At 70.2% G+C, this 17,957-nt stretch carries 15 protein-coding genes; 14 read left to right on the top strand and 1 reads right to left on the bottom strand.

Annotated features, from left to right (window positions below; all coding sequences use genetic code 11):
* Window positions 1–39: 39 nt before the first annotated feature.
* The 5 genes from BMY35_RS23105 to BMY35_RS23080 all read left to right on the top strand — a co-directional run bounded on the left by BMY35_RS23105 (window position 40) and on the right by BMY35_RS23080 (window position 6,022).
* Window positions 40–774, top strand: a complete 735-nt coding sequence (locus BMY35_RS23105) for an SGNH/GDSL hydrolase family protein (RefSeq protein WP_093204213.1) — start codon at window positions 40–42, stop codon at window positions 772–774.
* A gap of 187 nt (window positions 775–961) precedes the next feature.
* Window positions 962–1,564: a histidine kinase gene (locus BMY35_RS23100; protein ID WP_093204211.1), complete on the top strand. Its 603-nt coding sequence runs from the start codon at window positions 962–964 to the stop codon at window positions 1,562–1,564.
* Window positions 1,565–1,906: 342 nt separating this feature from the next.
* Entirely contained in the window at window positions 1,907–2,407 is a 501-nt protein-coding gene (locus BMY35_RS23090) for a sigma-70 family RNA polymerase sigma factor (protein WP_093204302.1), read from the top strand.
* A 157-nt stretch (window positions 2,408–2,564) separates the two neighbouring features.
* Window positions 2,565–3,602: a FecR family protein gene (locus BMY35_RS23085; RefSeq protein WP_093204205.1), complete on the top strand. Its 1,038-nt coding sequence runs from the start codon at window positions 2,565–2,567 to the stop codon at window positions 3,600–3,602.
* Window positions 3,599–6,022 (top strand): TonB-dependent siderophore receptor, encoded by a 2,424-nt coding sequence (locus BMY35_RS23080; protein ID WP_093204203.1) that lies wholly within the window; start codon window positions 3,599–3,601, stop codon window positions 6,020–6,022. Before BMY35_RS23085 ends, BMY35_RS23080 begins: the two co-directional genes overlap by 4 nt.
* Window positions 6,023–6,038: 16 nt before the next feature.
* Here the strand turns inward: BMY35_RS23080 and BMY35_RS23075 are convergent, their stop codons facing one another.
* A complete protein-coding gene (locus BMY35_RS23075; protein ID WP_093204200.1) occupies window positions 6,039–7,430 on the bottom strand; it encodes an aminotransferase-like domain-containing protein in 1,392 nt (463 codons plus the stop codon).
* A 341-nt stretch (window positions 7,431–7,771) separates the two neighbouring features.
* On the opposite strand from BMY35_RS23075, the gene BMY35_RS23070 reads away from it, so the two are divergent.
* From BMY35_RS23070 to BMY35_RS23030, 9 genes are all read left to right on the top strand, one after another.
* A complete protein-coding gene (locus BMY35_RS23070; protein WP_093204198.1) occupies window positions 7,772–8,254 on the top strand; it encodes an MSMEG_0572/Sll0783 family nitrogen starvation response protein in 483 nt (160 codons plus the stop codon).
* 14 nt (window positions 8,255–8,268) lie between these two features.
* Window positions 8,269–9,321 (top strand): Nit6803 family nitrilase, encoded by a 1,053-nt coding sequence (locus tag BMY35_RS23065; RefSeq protein WP_093204301.1) that lies wholly within the window; start codon window positions 8,269–8,271, stop codon window positions 9,319–9,321.
* The gene (locus BMY35_RS23060) at window positions 9,284–10,366 is read left to right on the top strand and encodes an MSMEG_0568 family radical SAM protein (protein WP_093204299.1); all 1,083 of its coding nucleotides are present in this window, start codon (window positions 9,284–9,286) and stop codon (window positions 10,364–10,366) included. The genes BMY35_RS23065 and BMY35_RS23060 overlap by 38 nt, the downstream gene beginning before the upstream one ends.
* 2 nt (window positions 10,367–10,368) lie before the next feature.
* Window positions 10,369–10,941 (top strand): MSMEG_0567/Sll0786 family nitrogen starvation N-acetyltransferase, encoded by a 573-nt coding sequence (locus BMY35_RS23055; protein ID WP_093204195.1) that lies wholly within the window; start codon window positions 10,369–10,371, stop codon window positions 10,939–10,941.
* Window positions 10,938–11,942: a sll0787 family AIR synthase-like protein gene (locus tag BMY35_RS23050; protein ID WP_093204193.1), complete on the top strand. Its 1,005-nt coding sequence runs from the start codon at window positions 10,938–10,940 to the stop codon at window positions 11,940–11,942. Before BMY35_RS23055 ends, BMY35_RS23050 begins: the two co-directional genes overlap by 4 nt.
* Window positions 11,935–13,116, top strand: a complete 1,182-nt coding sequence (locus BMY35_RS23045) for an MSMEG_0565 family glycosyltransferase (protein ID WP_093204190.1) — start codon at window positions 11,935–11,937, stop codon at window positions 13,114–13,116. Before BMY35_RS23050 ends, BMY35_RS23045 begins: the two co-directional genes overlap by 8 nt.
* Window positions 13,107–13,391: an MSMEG_0570 family nitrogen starvation response protein gene (locus tag BMY35_RS23040; protein WP_093204187.1), complete on the top strand. Its 285-nt coding sequence runs from the start codon at window positions 13,107–13,109 to the stop codon at window positions 13,389–13,391. The genes BMY35_RS23045 and BMY35_RS23040 overlap by 10 nt, the downstream gene beginning before the upstream one ends.
* Window positions 13,392–13,427: 36 nt before the next feature.
* A complete protein-coding gene (locus BMY35_RS23035; protein WP_256229298.1) occupies window positions 13,428–14,741 on the top strand; it encodes an MSMEG_0569 family flavin-dependent oxidoreductase in 1,314 nt (437 codons plus the stop codon).
* 190 nt (window positions 14,742–14,931) lie between these two features.
* Complete coding sequence (locus BMY35_RS23030; RefSeq protein ID WP_093204185.1) at window positions 14,932–17,895, top strand: GH92 family glycosyl hydrolase; 2,964 nt, start codon at window positions 14,932–14,934, stop codon at window positions 17,893–17,895.
* The last annotated feature ends 62 nt before the right edge of the window (window positions 17,896–17,957 follow it).

The raw sequence follows: 17,957 nt of genomic DNA, 5'->3' as shown, positions 1-17,957 counted from the left end.
AAGCCTCTGAATTGCCAGAAGCGCCATCCGGAGATTGCCTTGGTTATCCTTCCCGCACGCCACCGCGCAGCCTGTGTCCGGCTGTCCGACATCGCACTCACGCTGCTCGCCATCCTCGCGATCGGCGCGCTGGTTCCCGCCTGCGGGGACAGCCGCAGCAGCATCGGCCCCGGCCCCAGCAGCAGCAAGAGCAGCGCCCCCGCCAGCACGACAGCGCCCGACGACCCGCCCCCCACCGTGCGCGACTGCACCGTCACCCTCGAGGGCGACTCGATCCTCTACGGCAGCTACGCCAACAACCAGCGCTTCGAAGAGCCGCCCGCGGCGATGCTCAGGCGCCTGCGCCCTGCCTACACGGTGATCGACAACAGCGCGCCCGGCTCCACCGCCGTCCAGCGCGCGCCCGCGTTCGCCACGGCACCGCTCACCACCCATTTCGTGGTGCTGCAGCACGGCATCAACGACGGGCAGTTCGGCCAGCCCTACGAGCCGGCGCTGCGGCGCATGGTCGCGCACATCCAGGCCGAAGGGCGCACGCCGGTGATCACCGGGCTCAGCCGGCAGACGCATCCGGCCCCGGGCAGGGACGCCGCCGACGACGTCGCCCGCCGGGTGGCCGGCGAGACCGGCGCGCTGTTCGCCGACTGGGGCACCGTGTCCTTCAAGCCCGCCGAGATGGCCGACGTGCTGCACCCCGCGCCGGCCTACAGCGAACGATTGGTCGGGCGCATCGTGTCCCTGCTGGACCGGGCTGCGCCCGAGTGCAGGCTCTGACATCGACAGCTATCGGCAGTTTTTTCGGCCTGCCATTGCGGGTTCCGGCATTCCGTTCGGCAAGGAAGTGCATCCACCTGAAACCCGAAGAGGAACCGCCTCCCATGCTTCAGAGCCTTTTCTTCCACGCACCGCCGTCGCCCACATCACCCGCGTCGCCAGGCTCGCGCCGCCGGGAGACCGCCCGATGAGCGCCGGCAGCCTCGGCCTCGTGGTGGCCGCGCTATTCGCGCTCGGCGCCGCCTGGTTCACGGGCAAGACGCTCGGAGCGCGCACCGCCGCCGGCACGCCAGCGGCCCAGGTCGCCGCCCGCCAGGCGCCCGCCGCCGCGCGCGAGCGCATCGACCTGCGGCAGCCGCTGCGCACGCACGCGGCAGCGCTGGCGCAACGCGGCATCGACGTCGATCTGAGCGTGCCCGACACCCCGCTGCCGGTGGCTGCGCTCGCGGGCGACCTGCCCCGGCTGATGGCGCATATCGCCGACGAGGCGGCCGCCACCCTGCCGCAAGGCACGACGCTGCGGGTGCTGGCACGCGCCGAAGGGCACCAGGCGGTGATCAGCCTGCGCGAGGCCGATGCATCTTCCGAAACCGTCCCCCGCCTGTCGCAGGCCTTCGAGACCGGCGCCGGCCGGGCCGTCGCGCCCCATGTCCACGCCTGCCAGGCCATCGCGGCGCGCCACGGCGCGCGCATCTACACCGCGCCTTCGCCGCTGGGCGGCGGCTGCCTCACGCTGCGGTTTCCACTGGACGGCACGCGCGCCACGCGCGCGCCGAAGGGGCTGCTGTGATGGCCGCCCACCGGTTCCCCGCGCCGCGCGAGATCGGCATGCCGGACCGCTCCGGTGAAACCGGCGGCGCAACGGACCCGCGGCGGTCCTGGCTGGTCGACGGATGCTGCCTCGGCGCGGCGGCCGCCGGCCTCGCGCTCGCGGTGGGTTTCAGCCGCTGCGAGGCGGGCAGCGCCGGCACCGCGGCGCTGTCCACCCTCGCGCCCATCATGCAGACACGGGGCCATCGCCCTCCGGCGGGATGCAGGCGCGGCAGAACTTCGGTCACAAATGTCAACGCAGTGAGATAGATTCATGCCTGCCGCACTCGCAGCGTTCCCGAACGACTTCTACCCGCCCTCCATGCCGGACCGTCCCCCCTCGCGCAGCGTGGAAACCCTCTACGGGGAACACCACGGCTGGCTGCTCGGCTGGCTGCGCCGCAAGCTGGGCCATCCGGGCGATGCCGCCGACCTGGCGCAGGACACATTCCTGCGCGTGCTGGGCCGCCAGCGCGACGTCGACGAGGTGCGGGAGCCGCGCGCCTGGCTCACCACCATCGCGCACGGCCTGGTGGTCGACCACGTGCGGCGCCGCACGCTGGAGCGCGCCTGCCTCGAAGCCATCGCCGCCCTGCCCGAGCCGCAGGCGCCGTCGCCCGAGACTCAGATGCTGCTGGTCGAGGCGCTGGTGCGCATCGACGCCATGCTCGACGGCCTGCCCGCCAAGGCGCGCAGCGCCTTCCTGCTCTCGCGGCTCGACGGCCTCGGCTATGCCGAGATCGCGCAGCGCCTGAACGTGAGCCTGAGCTCGGTCGAGAAATACATGGCGACCGCCATCCGCCATTGCCTGACGCTGAAATGAACCTCCTCCAGGCTTCGCGCACTTCGTGTCGCTTCTCCTCCCCCCTCACCGGGGGCAACACCGGCGGCCCGGCAGAGCCGGTTCCGCGGCGTTCCTGGTCTTGGCCGTGGCGGCTTCATGCGTCGTGGACTCCACGGCGCACGGGGAGGCATCCGGAATGAGAGCAGCACTCCCTTCTTCCGACCTGCTCGACCAGGCCATCGCCTGGGCCGTGCGGCTCGGCTCCGGCAGCGCCGACAGGAAGGCGCACGACGAGTGCGACGCATGGCGCGCCGCGCACCCGTCGCACGAACAGGCCTGGCAGCAGGTACAGGCCGTGGAGGACGCCTTCCGCCAGGTGCCCCGCATCGGCGACGCGGGCGACCACCTCGGCGTGGCGGGCGGCGCGCTGGCCCATGGCGCGCTGCAGGCCGCCACCCGCATGCGGGCGCAGCAGGGCCGCCGCCGCGCGCTCGGCGCGATCGGCGTCATGGGTCTCGCCGCCACCGGCGGCGTGATCGGCCTCTTCGTCTGGCGCGAGCAGCCCTGGGAGCGGCGCACCGACTACGCCACCGCCGTGGGCGAACGCAAGCGCGTGACGCTGGCCGACGGCACCGAGCTGAACCTCAACACCGGCTCCGAAGTGCAGGTGGTCTTCTCGCCGCGCAGCCGGCGCATCGTGCTGCGCCGCGGCGAGCTCTTCGTGCGCACCGGCGCCGACAGCGGCGCGCTGTTCGGTCATCGCACCTTCTGGGTCGAGACGCCGCATGCGCGCTTCGAGGCGCTGGGCACGCGCTTCGGCGTGCGCGAGCAGGACGGCCAGACGCGGCTGTCGATGACCGAGGGCCGCGTCGCCATCCACGCCGCAGGCAGCGACGCGCAGCCGGTGGTCGCGCAGGCCGGCGACGGCTACATCGTGCGCGGCGACGCGGCGCCACCCCAGCGCATCGTGGACCGCAGCTTCGAGCCCGACGCCTGGACCGACGGCGCGCTGGTGGCCCGGCAGATGCGGCTGGACGCATTCGTCGCCGAACTGGCGCGCTACCACGGTACGCCGCTGCTCTGCGACGCGAACGCCGCTTCGCTGCGCGTGTCGGGCGTTTTCCAGCTCAACGGGCCAGATCCGGTCGGCCGCGCGCTCGAAGCGCTGGTGCGCACGCTGCCCGTACGACTCGAACAAGGCTCTGGAGGCACATTGACCATTTCGCGACGTTGAGAAGACTTCCTCCGGACCGCCATCCCGGGTTCTGGCGCCTCCGGCCGGCAAGGCCCATCCTGCTTCCCGCGCTGCTGCTGGGCATCGCGGCGGGATGGCTCGTGCCCGCCGTATCCGCGCGCGCGCAGGCGCAGCCGGCGGAGGGCACGGCGCGCGCGGGTTTCGACATTCCGGCCGGCGCGCTGGAGGACGCGCTCAGCACCTTCGCGCGGCAGGCCGGCATCACGCTGTCCTTCGATCCGGCACTGGTGCGCGAGAAGAGCGCCGCCGCGCTCAAGGGCAGCCGCACGGTACCCGAAGGCCTGGCCGAGCTGCTGTCGCCGCACCGGCTGGAGGCGATTCCCGGCGTGAGCGGCGCCTATGCGGTGCGCCCGGCCGCGGCAGGCACCGCCGCTTCCGGCACCGGAGCCACCCTGCCCACCCTTACCGTCACCGCGCAGGGCGAGCGCGCCGACGGCCAGGTCGACGGCTACGTGGCGCAGCGCAGCGCCACCGCCACCCGCACCGACACGCCGCTGCTCGAGACGCCGCGCGCCGTCACCGTCGTCACGCGCGCGCAGATGGACGACCAGGCCGTGCACACCGTCGAGCAGTCGCTGCGCTATTCGGCCGGCGTGCTCACCGAGGTCGCCGGCTACGACACGCGCTTCGCCTCGCTCAGCGTGCGCGGCTTCGCGCCGGCCGAGTACCTCGACGGCTTCAAGCTCCCCACCGGCAGCGTCATCACGCGCTGGCTGGCCGAGCCGCAGGCGCTGGAGCGCGTCGAGCTGCTGAAGGGCCCCGGCGCGGTCTACGACCCGTCGGCGCCGGGCGGGGCCATCAACATGGTGTCCAAGCGCCCCTCGGCGGAGGCTGTGCGCGAGGTGAGCCTCTCGGTGGGCAACCGAAACCGCCACCAGGCCAGCTTCGACCTCGGCGGCGCGATGAACGCGGACGGCACCCTGCTCTTCAGGCTCAACGGCGTGGTGCGCAAGAGCGAGGGCCAGACCGACTACTCGCGCGACGACCGCAGCTTCATCGCGCCCTCGCTGACGTGGACGCCTTCGGCGCGCACCAGGCTCACGCTGCTGGCGGAGGTCACGCGCGACCGCATGACGCCCAAGAGCATCTGGCCCGAGGGCACGCTCGTCACGTCCAACCCCTGGGGCAGCATTTCGCGCGAGCGTTTCATCGGGGAGCCGGGCTTCGACCGCTACAACCGCAACGCGTTCTCGCTCACCTACCTGTTCGAACACAAGCTCGACGACCACTGGACCCTGCGGCAGAACGCGCGCCGCGCGTCGCTGGACGTCGACTACCGGCAGGTCTACGGCACCGGCTTCCAGGACGACCAGCGCACGCTCGACCGCACGGCGTTGCGGGCCAGGGACCGCAACCGCACCACCACGCTGGACACCCAGGTCGAAGGCCGCTTCAGCACGGGGCCGATCGCGCACACCCTGCTGATCGGGATGGAATACCAGCGGCAGTCGAGCAAGCTGAGCAGCGGGATCACCCAGGCGCCGTCCATCGATGCCTTCGCGCCGGTCTATGGCGCGCCGGTGCCCGAGCCGGCGTTCAGCGCCGTGTCCGACAACGCCGTCACGCAGCGTGGGTTCTACGTGCAGGACCAGATGCGCAGCGGCCCCTGGTCGCTGGGGCTCACGGTGCGGCAGGACCGCGCGCGCAACAGCTTCAGCCCGCTGTCGACGGCCTCCAGGGGCATCGACACCAACACCAAGACGACCTACAACGCGGGCCTCCTGTACCTCGCGCCGAACGGGCTCGCGCCCTACTTCAGCTACTCGACCTCGTTCACCCCGCTGTCGGGCGCCTTCGCCAACGGAAATCCGCTGAGGCCCGAGCTGGGCCGGCAGGTCGAGGTGGGCCTGAAGTACCGCCCGCCCGGCGTGGACGCGCTGTTCACCGTGTCGGTGTTCGACCTGCGCAAGAACAACTCCCCCACCTTCGACCCGTACGTGATCGGCCCCGTCTCGCAGATCGGCGAGGTGCGCACGCGCGGCCCCGAGTTCGAGGCGCGCGCGGCGCTCACGAAGCAGCTCAAGCTGGTGGCCAGCTACACGCTGCTCGACGCCGAGGTCACCCGCAGCCTCAACCCGGCTGAAGTGGGCAAGCAGCCGCTCAACACAGCGCGCCAGACCGCCGCGCTGTGGCTCGACTACCGCTTCGCCAGCCCCGCCCTGCAGGGCTGGAGCATCGGCGGCGGCGTGCGCCATGTCGGCAAGGTGCCGGCCAGCATCGACAACAGCAGCTACAACCCGCCCTACACCCTGCTCGACGCGGCCCTGCGCTACGAGCGCGGCCCCTACAGCTTCGCGCTGAACGTCACCAACCTCACCGACCGGGTCTACGTCTCGGGCAACGGCCAGTACTTCGGCCAGGGGCGCGCGGTGCAGGCGAAGTTCACCTACCGCTGGTAGCGGCGGCAGCGGCGACTCAGCGCAGTGTCGCGTGCGGATGCAGCGGATGCGCCAGCGTGTCCGCGATCAGCCGCAGCGCCTGGTCGCACTGCTCGCGCGACATCGGCCCGCCCAGGCAGATGCGCACCGCATCGGGCGGATCGCCGTCGGTGGAAAAGGCCGCGCTCGCCACCACGCCCACGTTCTGCGTGCGCAGGTACGACGCGAACTCCACCGGGCTCCACCCCGGCGTGAGCGGCAGCCATGCGTGAAAGCCCTCGGGGTGCGCCTGCAGCCCGCTGCCGCCCAGGTGGCGCGCGGCCAGTGCCTGCCGCGCCATCGACTCGGCGCGCACCGCCTGCAGCATCTCCTCGGCCGTTCCGTCTTCCACCCACAGCGTGGTCAGCGCATTGGTGATCGGCGAGGCCATCACGGTGGTGGCCCGCATGGCGCCGGCCAGCCGCTGCGACTGCACCACCGTCGGCGAGCACACGTAGGCGCTGCGCAGCCCCGCGCCGAAGCACTTGGAAAAACCGCTCACGTAGTAGGTGAGCCCCGGCGCCAGCGTGGCGAGCGACGCGGGCACCTGGCGCGGCAGCATGCCGTAGGCGTCGTCCTCGATGATGGGCACCGCGTAGCGCAGCGCCACGTCGGCCAGCGCCTCGCGCCGTGCGCGCGACACGGTGGCGGCCGTCGGGTTCAGCAGCGTGGGGTTGCAGTACAGCGCCTTGGGCTTGAGCGTCCTGCAGGCGTGTTCGAAGGCGTCGGCGATGGGGCCGTCGTCGTCCATCTGCAGCGCATGCAGCTGCACGCCGAGCTGCGCCGCGATCGCCTTCACGCCCGGGTAGGTGAGCGACTCCACGCAGATCAGCTCGCCCGGCCGCGCGAGCTGCGAGAACAGCGCGGTCAGCACGCCGTGGATGCCGGGGCACACCAGGATGCGGTCGACGCTCGCATCGGGCACGAAGGGCCGCAGCCAGTGCATCGCGGCGGCGCGGTCGTGCGCGGTGCCGCCGAAGTCCTGGTAGCGCAGCAGGTCGTGGAAGTCGGCCTGCGCGAAGGCTCGGCTGGCGCTGTCGTGCAGGCGCGCCATCAGGTGCTCGTCTTCGGGCTCGGGCGGCATGTTCATCGTCATCTCGGCGCCGCTGCCGCCGCGCAGCTGCAGGCTCGGGCTGCCGGAGCGGATGAAGGTGCCGGTGCCGGCGCGCGAATCGATCAGCCCGCGCTTGCGCGCCTCGGCATAGCCGCGCGCCACCGTCGTGTAGTTCAGCTCGAGGTCCACTGCCAGTTCGCGCAGCGTGGGCAGGCGGTCGCGCACGCCGAGGCGGCCGGTCTTGATGTCGTCGGCGATCAGGTCGGCCAGCAGCAGGTAGGCCGGCCGGGCGGTGTTGCGCAGCTGCTTGCGCCAGTGGGCGGTGATGGTGGTCATGGGGCGTGGTCCGGCGGAGTTGATTGCATCTGGCCACCGATCAACATGCAGGAACCGCGCCCGCGCCAGAGGGGCCGGATGCTTCGATCAGGTGCGATCAAACCCATTGATCGGGTGCATTGATCGCATGGGACGTGCGTCGTCACGGTGCGGAACGGACCATCCCGGACCCGTCGGGACCCCGCATTTCCGGGCCTCGAAAAATTTTCGCGCGCACGCGACCCGCACCGCTGCGCGTTGATCGCGCATTGATCGCATGAACCCGGCGAGCCGCTGGCACATCGCCTGCGAAGAGAAGGGCACGCAGCACCTGCGTACCCACCACCCAACCGGAGTACCCCATGCCCAAAGTCACCCGCCCCCGCAACGAAAAAGGCGAGTTCCTCGTCGACTACGAAGAGAAGGTGTTCGAAGACGTCAAGGCCGAGCCCGGCGAGAAGGCGCTCGTCACCTTCCACACCGTGGCCTTCGAAGGCTCCATCGGCTTCGTGAACCTGCTGCAGGCCACGCGGCTCAAGCGCAAGGGCTACGAGACCTCCATCCTGCTGTACGGCCCCGGCGTGACGCTGGGCGTGCAGCGCGGCTTTCCCACGCTGGGCGACGAGGCCTTCCCGGGCCACCAGAACTTCAACAAGCAGATCGCCAAGTTCATCGAGGAAGGCGGCAAGGTGTACGCCTGCCGCTTCGCGCTGCAGGCGCTGTACGGCCACGGCGAAGGCGCGCTGATCGAGGGCATCACGCCGATCAACCCGCTCGACGTGCTCGACCTCGTGCTGCTGCACAAGAAGGCCGGCGCCGTCGTCATCGACACCTGGACCCTGTGAGCGAAGGCGCGGCGATGGCTTCCACACCCCATGTCGTGCGGGCCGCGGCGATCCAGATCGCGCCCGACTTCGAGCGGCCCGAGGGCACGCTGGAGCGCGTGTGCGGCGCCATCGACGCGGCCGCCGCGAAGGGCGCGCAGATCGCGGTCTTTCCCGAGACCTTCGTGCCCTACTACCCCTACTTCAGCTTCGTGCTGCCGCCGGTTCTGCAGGGCGCGCCGCACCTGCGGCTGGCCGAGCGCGCGGTGGTCGTGCCCGGCCCGGTCACGCAGGCGGTGGCCGAGCGGGCCCGCGCGCGCGGCATGGTGGTGGTGCTCGGCGTGAACGAGCGCGACCACGGCAGCCTCTACAACACGCAGCTGGTGTTCGACGCCGACGGCACGCTGGCGCTCAAGCGCCGCAAGATCACGCCCACGTACCACGAGCGCATGGTCTGGGGCATGGGCGACGGCGCCGGCCTCAAGGTGGTCGATACCGCCGTCGGCCGCGTCGGCGCGCTGGCCTGCTGGGAGCACTACAACCCGCTCGCGCGCTACAGCCTGATGGCGCAGCACGAGCAGATCCACTGCGCGCAGTTTCCCGGCTCGCTGGTCGGCCCGATCTTCGCGGAGCAGATGGAAGTGACCATCCGCCACCACGCGCTGGAGTCGGGCTGCTTCGTGATCAACGCCACCGGCTGGCTGACCGACGAGCAGATCCGCTCGGTCACGCCCGACGCCAACCTGCAGAAGGCGCTGCGCGGCGGCTGCCACACGGCCATCGTCTCGCCCGAGGGAAAGCACCTCGCGCCGCCACTCACCGAGGGCGAAGGCATGGTGATCGCCGATCTCGACATGGCGCTGATCGCCAAGCGCAAGCGAATGATGGATTCGGTCGGCCACTACGCGCGGCCGGAACTGCTGTCGCTCGCCATCAACGACCGGCCCGCGCAGACCACCGTGCCGATGCACCCCACGCAACCCCTTGTTCAACGGAGCCCCGACCATGACGACACCCACGACGACGCAGCCGCAGGACAGCCGGCAGCTGATGACAGAGCTCCAGTCCTTCGGGTTGCGGCTGGTTGACCCTTCGGCCGGCGTCTCTAGCCGCCGCGGCGGCGCGGGCCCTTCGGACCACAAGGCCGTGACGGTGGACGGCCACACGATCATGGTGCCGGTCCACACCTCCACCGCCTGGCACTCGCCCTTCACCGCCGAGGCTCCCGACGCCGCCGGCGTGAGCCGCGTGATGCGCGGCAGCATTCCCATCGCGAGCATCAGCTTTCCGAAGCAGCCGCGCTTCTACGCGATGCAGACCTTCGACGGCGTGCCCTACTCGCACATCGCCACGCTGCACGGCAGCGACGTGCTGGCCACCACCGTGCTGCAGACCTGCATCCGCTACGAGAGCCGCAGGAAGAGCTGCAAGTTCTGCGCGATCGGCCAGTCGCTAGCGGCGGGCCGCACCGTCGCGCGCAAGACGCCCGAGCAGCTCGCAGAGGTGGCGCGCGCCGCCGTGCTGCTCGACGGCGTGAAGCACATGGTGATGACCACCGGCACGCCCAACGCCACCGACCGCGGCGCGGCCGTGCTGTGCGAGAGCGCCTTCGCCATCAAGGCCGCTGTGGACATTCCCATCCAGGGCCAGTGCGAGCCGCCCGACGACGACCAGTGGTTCCACCGCATGAAGGCCGCGGGCATCGACACCCTGGGCATGCACCTCGAGGTGGTCACGCCCGAGGTGCGCGAACGCATCATGCCGGGCAAGGCCAGCGTGCCGGTCTCGCGCTACATGAGCGCCTTCGAGGCCGCCGTGGGCGTGTTCGGGCGCGGGCAGGTCAGCACCTACATCCTGGCCGGGCTGGGCGACACGCGCGAGGCCATCCTCGACACCTGCGACCAGCTGCTGGCGCGCGGCGTCTATCCCTTCGTCGTGCCCTTCGTGCCGATCAGCGGCACGCCACTGGAAGACCACCCCGCCCCCACGCCCGAGTTCATGAAGTCGCTGCTCGCGCCGCTGGGCGAGCGCGTGGTGGCGGCGGGCCTGCGCTCGGCCGACATCAAGGCCGGCTGCGGCAAGTGCGGCGCGTGCTCGTCGCTCTCCATATACGAAAAAGAAAGCGAAAGCTGACCATGCTGTGCATCGACGACCTCTGCGAGATGCGCGAACGGATGGGCGACCACTACGCGCCCGTCGAATACCTGGTGCGCGAAGCCGCGCAGCAGTGGGAGCGCGACGAGGCCATGGCGCTGCGCCGCGCGGTGTTCTGCATCGAGCAGGGCATCTTCGCGCGCGACGACCGCGATGCCGTCGACGACCATGCGCGGCTGCTGGTGGCCATGTCGTGCAACGGCGGCATGCCCGAGCAGGTGGTGGGCACGGTGCGCATCCATCGCGGCCAGGGCGACGGCGAGTGGTGGGGGTCGCGGCTGGCCGTGCATCCCGCCTTCCGCAGCCAGGGACACCTGGGCGCGACGCTGATCCGGCTCGCCGTGTCGCGCGCCAACGCGCTGGGCTGCGAGGTCTTTCTCGCGCAGGTGCAGATGCAGAACGTGCCGCTGTTCCAGAAGCTCGGCTGGGCTGTGCTCGAGGAGACCGACGTGCACGGCCGTCCGCATGCGCGCATGCAGGCCGACCTCGGCCGGTATCCACCCTGCCACGACCCGGTGAGCGGCTTCGTCACGCGCGCCAAGGTGATGTCATGACCAACGCCGGCGAGATTGCCGAAGCCCTGCGCGCCACGCGCGGCTTCGCCCACAAGCGCGACATCGGCGACGTGATGTCGGCGCTGGGCCGCTCGCTGCCCGGCGGCCATGCCGCGCTCGCGCAGGCCGTTCCCGTGGGGGACGACTGCGCCGCCATTCCCGACGGCCACGGCGGCTACCTGCTCTTCGCCATCGAGGGGCTGGTGGAGGACTTCATCGTGCGCATGCCCTGGTTCGCGGGCTACTGCGGCGTGATGGTCAACGTGAGCGACATCTATGCGATGGGCGGCCGCCCCACCGCGGTGGTCGACGCGCTGTGGAGCAACGGCATGAACCCGGCCGACGATGTGCTGCGCGGCATGGCCGAGGCCGCCGTGCGCTACGGCGTGCCCATCGTCGGCGGACACAGCAACAACCGCAGCGAGCGGCCGCAACTGGCGGTGGCCATCCTCGGCCATGCCCGCCGGCTGCTGACCAGCTTCGACGCGAAGCCGGGCGACCTGCTCGTGATGGCAGCCGACCTGCGCGGCGCCTACGAAGAGCCGTTCCCGTACTGGAACGCCTCGACCCGCGCACCCGCCGCGCGGCTGCGGACCGACCTGGAGCTGCTGCCGTCCATCGCGGAGGACGGCCTGTGCTGCGCCGCGAAGGACATCAGCATGGCCGGCGCGATGGGCACGGCCATGATGCTGCTCGAATGCTCGGGCACCGGCGCCCGCATCGACCTCGACGCGATTCCGCGGCCCGACGGCGTGCCGCTGCTGCGCTGGCTGTCCTCGTTCCCGAGCTACGGCTTCGTGCTGAGCGTGGCGCCCGCCCAGGTGGCACCGGTGCTGGCCCGGTTCGCGGCGCGCGACATCGCGTGCGGCGTGATCGGCGAGGTCGACACGACCCGGCAGGTGCGGCTGCGCGCGTCAGGCCAGGAGGCTCTGCTGTGGGACTTCGGCAGCGACGCCTTCATCCAGCCCGCCGCCGACATGCACGAGGCGACGTATGTCTGACCGCCCCCTGCGCATCGCCCTGCTCACGCACTCGGTCAACCCGCGCGGCGGCGTGGTGCACACGCTCGAACTCGCGACCGCGCTGCACGAGGCCGGCCATGCGGTGACCGTGCTCGCGCCCGCCGCGCCGGGGCAGCGGCTGTTCCGCACGCCGCCCTGCGCCGTCGAACTGGTGCCGGTGCACGGCACGCCTCGCGACACGGTGGAGATGGTGCGCTCGCGCATCGCGGCCTTCGTGCAGCACCTGCGCGGACTGCTGCGGCACGAGCGCTTCGACGTGCTGCACACGCACGACTCCATCGGCGGCAATGCACTCGCCCAGCTGCGCGACGCGGGCGACATCGACGGCTTCGTGCGCACCGTGCATCACCTCGACACCTTCGACGTGCCGCAGCTCACGCAATGGCAGCACACGGCCTTCGCGAGCGCGAGCCGGGTGCTGTGCGTGAGCCGCCTGTGGTGCGATCACCTGGCGCGCGAATACGGCATCGCGGCGCACGAAGTGACCAACGGCGTGGACACGACGCGCTTCTCGCCGCAAGCGCAGCCGGCCGATGCGGCACTGGCGCATCGCCTCGGCATCCGGCCCGACGCGCCCGTGGTGCTCGCCCTGGGCGGCGTCGAGGAGCGCAAGAACACTGCGCGGCTGCTCTCGGCCTTCGCGCTGCTGCGCGCCACGCATCCGCGGGCGCAGCTGGTCATCGCCGGCGGCGCGAGCCTGCTCGATCACTCGGCCTACGCGCTGGAGTTCCAGGCCCTGATGCAGGCACTCGGCTTCGACGAAGGCCCGCTGCAACCGGTGCGGCTGACCGGCCCCCTGCCCGACGGAGACATCCCCGCGCTCTACCGGCTGGCGGACGTGGTCGCGATGCCGTCGCTGCGCGAGGGCTTCGGGCTGGTGGTGCTCGAAGGGCTGGCGAGCGGCGCGCCGGTGGTCGCCTCGCGCATCGCCCCGTTCACCGAATACCTGGCCGAGGACGACGTGAGCTGGGCCGATCCGCTCGACGCCGGTTCCATTGCCGCCGCCCTGCGGCATGCGCTCTCGACTCGCGACCCGCAACGCATTGCGCGCTCGGCCTCGAGGCTGGCCCAGCGCTTCAGCTGGCAGGCCAGCGCCGCGCGCCACGTGGCGCTGTACCGCGCCGCCAAGCAGGAGACCGAAGCATGCCCGTGATGCACTTCCACGTGCGCTGGCCCGACGCCAGCGAGACCCGCTGCTATTCGCCATCGCTGGTGGTGCGCGACTACCTCGAGCCCGGCCGGCACTACCGGCTCGACGAGTTCCTGCAACGCACGCGCGAGGCGCTGGGCATCGCCTCGGAGCGGGTGCGCGCCAAGTACGGCTTCGCGTGCTCGCAGGCGATGGACCAGCTCGCCGAGATCGAAAGCATCGCCGCGCGCTTCGGCGAAACCGCGGACGCCCAGGTCACCGTCGTCGCCTTCGACTGACCTCTCCCCATATCCAGAGAACGAAAGAAGCACCCCATGTCACATCCTTATGGCGGACGCAGCCACTACAGCGTCGTCATCGTCGGCGGCGGCCAGGCCGGACTGTCGCTGAGCCACTGCCTGCAGCAGCGAGGCGTCGATCATCTCGTGATCGAGAAGCGCAGCCTCGTGCACACCTGGCGCACGCAGCGCTGGGACTCGTTCTGCCTCGTCACGCCCAACTGGCAGTGCCAGCTGCCGGGCTGGGGCTACATCGGCAGCGATCCGCACGGCTTCATGGTCAAGGACCAGATCAATGAATGGCTCGCGGGCTTCGTCGAGCACGTGAAAGCACCGGCCATCGAAGGCGTGACGGTGGAACGCGTGGCGCGCGACGGCGAACGCGAGCGCTTCAGCGTACAGACCGACGCCGGCCTCTACACCGCCGACCAGGTGGTGGTGGCCTCGGGCGGCTACCACCGCCCCATCGTGCCGCGCCTTGCCGAGAAGCTGCCGGCGGGCGTCGCGCAGTTCCATTCCGCCCAGTACCGAAACCCGGCGCAACTGCCCGAGGGTGCCGTGCTGGTGGTGGGCTGCGGCCAGTCGGGCGCGCAGATCGCCGAAGACCTGCACCTGGCCGGCCGCAAGGTCCACCTGGCCACCGGCAACGCACCGCGGTGCGCGCGCTTCTACCGCGGCCGCGAAGTGGTCGACTGGCTCGCCGACATGAAGTACTACGACATGCCGGTCACCGAGCATCCGCTGCGCGAGGGCGTGCGCGACAACACCAACCATTACGTGACGGGCCGCGACGGCGGCCGCGACATCGACCTGCGGCGCTTCGCGCTCGAGGGCATGGAGCTCTACGGCCTGCTGAGCGGCTTCGACGAGGGCAGCTTCGAGTTCCAGCCCAACCTGCGCGACAACCTCGACCAGGCCGACGACACCTACAACCGCATCAACGCATCGATCGACAGGCACATCGCCGCGCAGGGCATCGGGGCCCCGCCCCCTTCTGTCTACACGCCGGTGTGGGAGCCGAAGGAAGAGCGCACGCGGCTCGACCTCGCGGCCGCGGGCATCGCCAGCGTGGTCTGGTGCATCGGCTTCTCGCCCGATTTCGCCTGGGTCGACGCACCGGTGTTCAACGGGCGCGGCGCGCCGGTTCACCTGCGCGGCGTGACGAACGAGCCGGGGCTGTATTTCCTCGGGCTGCCATGGCTGCACACCTGGGGATCGGGGCGCTTCTCGGGCGTGGCGCGCGACGCCGAATTCCTGGCGGAGGCCATTGCGCAGCGGAAGGAAGGCAAGGAGGGCTTGTGCGACGGTGCCGGCAGCGCCGCGCCGCATCCCGAGTTGCGCGCGGCCTAGGGCCTGTTCACACTATTTCCGCGGCGCTTCGTCTCCCGTCTTCCAGCGCCTTCCAACGCACCGCGACGCACGCTTGTTGCGTTGGCAACGCCGTATTGCTTGCGGGAAAGCACAGGCACGGTCCGCTCGACGTCTCCCTAGACTGCATCGCGCAACGCGAAGCGATTGCAGCAAGAAGGGAGACAACCTGATGAGCACTCGAAGACTGTGCCAGCTTGCGCTGGCCGTGGGGGTTTCGTTGCTGGCCGCCTGCGGCGGCAGTGGCGGCGGATCGAACAATGCGCTCCTGCCATTGCCCGGATCCACGAACAACGGAACCAGCGGAGCACTCGTTCCCTCGCCGGCGGATGCCGGCAACCCCGCGACGGCTCCGGCGTCGACGGGCGGCGATCCGGCGGTGCCGTTCGTCAAGCAGTCTCTCGCCGACTACGTGAACACCATGCGAGGGGCCAACTCCAGCGGCGACTTCACGCGAGGCAACACCTTCCCCGCCATCGCCGTGCCGTTCGGATTCAACTTCTGGACGCCGGTCAACCGCGACGACAACAACTGGTTCTACCAGTTCCACACGAGCACCGGAGAGACCTCCGACGGTTCGCCCATCACCACGATCCAGTCCTTCGCGACGGTGCACGAGCCCAGCCCGTGGATCGGCAACCGGCAGTCGCTGTCGATCATGCCGATCGACGACGTGAACGCCACCGCCCCGTGGAACCGCGCCCAGACCTACTCGCGCGCAACGCAGGTCGCGCATGCGCACTACTACAGCGTGACCTTCGACAACGGCATCAAGACCGAGATCACGCCGACGGACCACGCGGCCTACTTCCGGTTCACGGTGCCGGCCTCGGCGACCACCGCCACGGTGCTGTTCGATCGGTTCGCCGGGGAAGGATCAGGCAGCCTGAGCGTGGACACCAACGCCAGCACCGTATCGGGAACGGTGAACAACAACGGCGACAAGAACGCGCCGCTCATGTACTTCCATGCGAAGTTCGACGCCCCCATCACGGCCTCGAAGAACATCGACGCAGGAAGCATCAAGACCTGGGTCCAGTTCGCGACACCGGGCACCGGGAAGACCGTGGGCATGAAGATCGCCACCTCCTTCATCAGCATCGAGCAGGCGAAGGACAACCTGGCGCAGGAGATCGGCGACAAGGGCTTCGACGACATCCGGCTGCTGGCCGCAGCCGCGTGGGACGACAAGCTCAACACCGTCCAGGTGGAAGGCAGCGCCGACGACGCGAAGACACCCGATGCCGTGAAGGCTTTCGAGGACAGGAAGGTCACGCTCTACTCGAACATGTACCGGGCCTTCCTCTACCCGAACTCCGCGTGGGAGAACGTGCGCGACCCTGCAACCGGCAAGGGCACGGCAACCTACATGAGCCCGTACATCCAGGGCACGCCCAAAAGGCAGGGAAAGATCTGGGTCAACAACGGCTTCTGGGACACCTACCGGACCACCTGGCCGCTCTATTCGCTGCTCGTTCCGACTCAGGCGGGCGAGATGCTGGACGGTTTCGTCAACGCCTACAAGGACGGCGGCTGGGTGCCGCGCTGGTCGGGCCCCGACTACCGCGACAGCATGGTCGCCACCAGCTCCGACGTGATCTTCGCCGACGCCTACCTCAAGGGCGTGCGCAACTTCGACGTTGATTCGGCCTACGCGTCGATGCTGCGCAACGCCTCGGCCAACAGCACCGACGGCAGCAAGGGGCGCAAGAACATGAACCAGTCAGTCTTCCACGGCTACGTGCCCTCGGACGCGATGTCGCGCGAGAGCGTGGCCTGGTCCCTCGAAGCGAACCTCAACGACTTCGGCATCGCGCAGATGGCCAAGGCGCTCGGCAAGCCCGACGACTACGCCTACTTCATCGACCGCGCCCTGAGCTACACGCGCCTCTTCTCCGACCAGGGCACGGGCGCCTGGGCCGGCAAGTGGTTCCGCGAGAAGGACAGCGCCGGCAGATGGACCGACGACGGCAACACACCCGACGACTGGGGCTACGGCTACACCGAAGGCAACGCGTGGTCGTACCAGTTCCTCGCCCCGCAGGACGGCCAGGGCCTGGCCAACCTGCACGGCGGCCGCGCGCAGCTCAAGGCCAGCCTCGACACCTTCTTCTCCGCGCCCACCTACCTGTCGCCCGGCAGCTACTGGACGGTGATCCACGAGATCAAGGAAGCCCACGCGGTCAGCGTGCTGGCCAGGGTCGGCCAGTACCAGCACTCGAACCAGCCGGTGCATCACTCGATCTACATGTACAACTACGCCGGGGCTCCGGCGCAGGGACAGAAGTACCTGCGCGACGTGATGAGCAAGCTCTACAGCGCCGGGTTCGACGGCAACGGCGTTCCCGACGGCAGCGGCTACATCGGCGACGAGGACAACGGCGAGCAGTCGGCCTGGTACGTGTTCAGCGCCATGGGCTTCTATCCGGTGAGCATGGGACGGCCGGAGTACGCGATCGGCGCGCCCTACTTCCCGAAGATGGTCGTGAACCTGGAGAACGGCAAGCGCATCGTCATCACTGCGCCGGGCGTGAGCGACATCAACCGCTACGTGCAGGGCCTGCGACTGAACGGCCAGCCCATCACGCGCAGCTACCTGCTGCACCAGGAGATCGCCGACGGAGCGACGCTGGAGTTCGCCATGGGCGCGCAACCCTCGTCATGGGGCACGGGCGAGAACGACGTGCCGGCCTCGATCACGCAGGGCAACGCGAAGCCGGCACCGCTGCAGTCGCTGCTGCCGACGGGCACGTACACGGTGTCGTCGAGCACGACAGGCCAGTCGGGCAACCTGTACGACCGCGACTCCGACACCGCCTGGCAGAGCGCATCGGCCAACGCGTGGATCGAGGCCGACGCCGCAGCGGGCCAGCCGGCCAGCGTGCCCAGGATCTACACACTGACCTCGGGCACGCAGGGCGCGGATCAGGACCCGAAGAGCTGGAAGCTCAGGGCCTCGAAGGACGGCGTCACCTGGGTGACGCTGGACGAGCGAAGGAACGAGAGCTTCCAGTGGCGCCAGCAGACCCGCCCGTTCGCGCTGAAGGCAGGTACCGAGTCCTACAGCAGGTACAGGATCGAGTTCGACAACACGGGCACGATGACCGTGTCCGAGTTCGAACTGCTGGTGCAGTGAAGAAAAGGAAGAGGAGCCAGAAGGCGCAGGGCCTATCAGGCCTATCAGGCCTATCAGGCCTA

The organism is Variovorax sp. YR750 (genome assembly GCF_900109805.1).
In the GTDB taxonomy this organism is placed as follows: Bacteria; Pseudomonadota; Gammaproteobacteria; order Burkholderiales; family Burkholderiaceae_C; genus Variovorax; species Variovorax gossypii.
This window is presented reverse-complemented; position numbering and strand designations above follow the sequence as displayed.

Bases quoted from the DNA above. Each gene is read 5' to 3' on its own strand.
- BMY35_RS23100 (WP_093204211.1), top strand. From the start codon at position 962: ATGAGCGCCGGCAGCCTCGGCCTCGTGGTGGCCGCGCTATTCGCGCTC.
- BMY35_RS23090 (WP_093204302.1), top strand. From the start codon at position 1,907: ATGCCGGACCGTCCCCCCTCGCGCAGCGTGGAAACCCTCTACGGGGAA.
- BMY35_RS23085 (WP_093204205.1), top strand. From the start codon at position 2,565: ATGAGAGCAGCACTCCCTTCTTCCGACCTGCTCGACCAGGCCATCGCC.
- BMY35_RS23075 (WP_093204200.1), bottom strand. From the start codon at position 7,430: ATGACCACCATCACCGCCCACTGGCGCAAGCAGCTGCGCAACACCGCC.
- BMY35_RS23070 (WP_093204198.1), top strand. From the start codon at position 7,772: ATGCCCAAAGTCACCCGCCCCCGCAACGAAAAAGGCGAGTTCCTCGTC.
- BMY35_RS23065 (WP_093204301.1), top strand. From the start codon at position 8,269: ATGGCTTCCACACCCCATGTCGTGCGGGCCGCGGCGATCCAGATCGCG.
- BMY35_RS23060 (WP_093204299.1), top strand. From the start codon at position 9,284: ATGACAGAGCTCCAGTCCTTCGGGTTGCGGCTGGTTGACCCTTCGGCC.
- BMY35_RS23055 (WP_093204195.1), top strand. From the start codon at position 10,369: ATGCTGTGCATCGACGACCTCTGCGAGATGCGCGAACGGATGGGCGAC.
- BMY35_RS23050 (WP_093204193.1), top strand. From the start codon at position 10,938: ATGACCAACGCCGGCGAGATTGCCGAAGCCCTGCGCGCCACGCGCGGC.
- BMY35_RS23045 (WP_093204190.1), top strand. From the start codon at position 11,935: ATGTCTGACCGCCCCCTGCGCATCGCCCTGCTCACGCACTCGGTCAAC.
- BMY35_RS23040 (WP_093204187.1), top strand. From the start codon at position 13,107: ATGCCCGTGATGCACTTCCACGTGCGCTGGCCCGACGCCAGCGAGACC.
- BMY35_RS23035 (WP_256229298.1), top strand. From the start codon at position 13,428: ATGTCACATCCTTATGGCGGACGCAGCCACTACAGCGTCGTCATCGTC.
- BMY35_RS23030 (WP_093204185.1), top strand. From the start codon at position 14,932: ATGAGCACTCGAAGACTGTGCCAGCTTGCGCTGGCCGTGGGGGTTTCG.